This is a genomic window from Devosia sp. (assembly GCF_034675085.1).
Taxonomy (GTDB): domain Bacteria; phylum Pseudomonadota; class Alphaproteobacteria; order Rhizobiales; family Devosiaceae; genus Devosia.
On the sequence record NZ_JAUCDN010000487.1, the window covers coordinates 1 to 1506 of the forward strand.

At 66.4% G+C, this 1506-nt stretch carries 1 protein-coding gene and 1 pseudogene; one reads left to right on the forward strand and one right to left on the reverse strand.

Annotation, left to right across the window (positions count from 1 at the left end):
• The coding region (locus VDP82_RS18015; protein WP_323016187.1) for an isocitrate/isopropylmalate family dehydrogenase at positions 1 to 286 on the reverse strand (286 nt) is incomplete at its 3' end.
• 219 nt (positions 287 to 505) lie between these two features.
• Between VDP82_RS18015 and VDP82_RS18020 the strand changes: the two are divergent.
• A pseudogene (locus VDP82_RS18020) lies at positions 506 to 1506 on the forward strand (hypothetical protein); the annotation flags it as partial.

Below are 1506 nucleotides of genomic sequence, written 5' to 3' on the forward strand. Positions count from 1 at the left end.
GGCGCAGGAGCGCGGCTTCCGGGCGCTGCTCATAGGGCACGTCGTCCCATTTCGGTCCGCCCACGGCGCCGAAGATCACCGCGTCGGACGCCTTCGCCTTGGCCACGTCCGCATCGGTGATGGCCACGCCATGGGCGTCATAGGCCGATCCGCCCGCCAGGCCCCGGTCGGTGGAGAAATCGGTGAGACCCTCCTTGTTCGTCCAGGCGATGAGCTTTTCCACCTCCACCATGATCTCGGTGCCGATGCCGTCGCCGGGCAGAAGGAAAAGGGAATGGGTGGCCATGATGGGAAAGCTCCTCGCCGTACTGGTGGGTACACCTTTGCTGGCGGCACATAGCGCCATTTTCCCCGGTGACGCAAGGGCGCTTTGCGCGGCGGGGGCGATGACAGGGCGGCTGGAAAAAATGCGGCGGGATTCAGCAAGTCTTTACCCGGCTTCTATTGGTTGATGTGATTTGCGCCCCGCCCTTCCGGGGCGCCTCGTTTTGGGGAATTGACGATCATGCTGAAACCTCTGGGGGCCGTTGCGGCCCTGGCGCTGCTTGCCGCTTCCACGCCGGTGCTGGCCCAGCCGGTGGGCGAACAGCCGCGCTGGATCCGCCATGCCGCCATCGCCCCCGATGGGGAGACGCTGAGCTTCACCCATCGCGGGCAGATCTTCCTGGTCGATGCCGAAGGGGGGCTGGCCGTGCCGCTGAGCCCGCAGGGCGCCTATAGCCATGGCGCGGTATGGTCGCCCGATTCGGAGCGCCTGGCCTTCGCCTCCGACGTCAATGGCGGGGACGATATCTATGTCGCCGATTTCTCCGGCACCTTGCAGCGCATGAGCTGGTCGATCGCGGGGGAGGTGCCCACCAGCTTCACACCCGATGGCAAGGCCATTCTGTTCACCGCGCTGGGCCTGGGCGATGCCGAGCGCAGCGTGCAGGGGGCGCTTTCGGAAAAGCCGCAGCTTTATGCCGTCGATATCGAGAGCGGGCGCGAAAGCCTGGTGCTGCCCAATTATGCGCTTGAGGCGCGCTGGAACCGCGCCGAGGACCGGCTGGCCTATGTCTACGACCCGTCCGCCGATCCGGCGACGCGCCAGCATCGCGTTGCCGCCAATGCCCGCCAGATCTGGCTCTATGACGCGGTGTCCGGCCATCACGACCGGCTGTTTTCCGTCGATGGGGTGGACCGGCTGAGCCCGGTCTGGAGCGCCGATGGCGCCACGCTCTATTATCTCTCCGAAGCCTCGGGCTGGCTCAATGCCTGGCAGGCCGATATGCAGACCGGAGAAGAGACCCAGCTCACCTTTTTCGAGGGCGGGCCGGTCCACGATCTTTCGGTGGCCGATGACGGCACGCTGGCCTTCGGTTTCGACGGGCGCATCTATGTGCGCGCGCCGGGGGCATCCGAGCCGCGCCCCATCGAGATCCTCACGCTCGACCAGCGCGCCAGCATCGATGTCAACGTGCTGGCCGGGGCGGCGGACGAGATGGTCTCCTCGCCCGATGGCCAGTT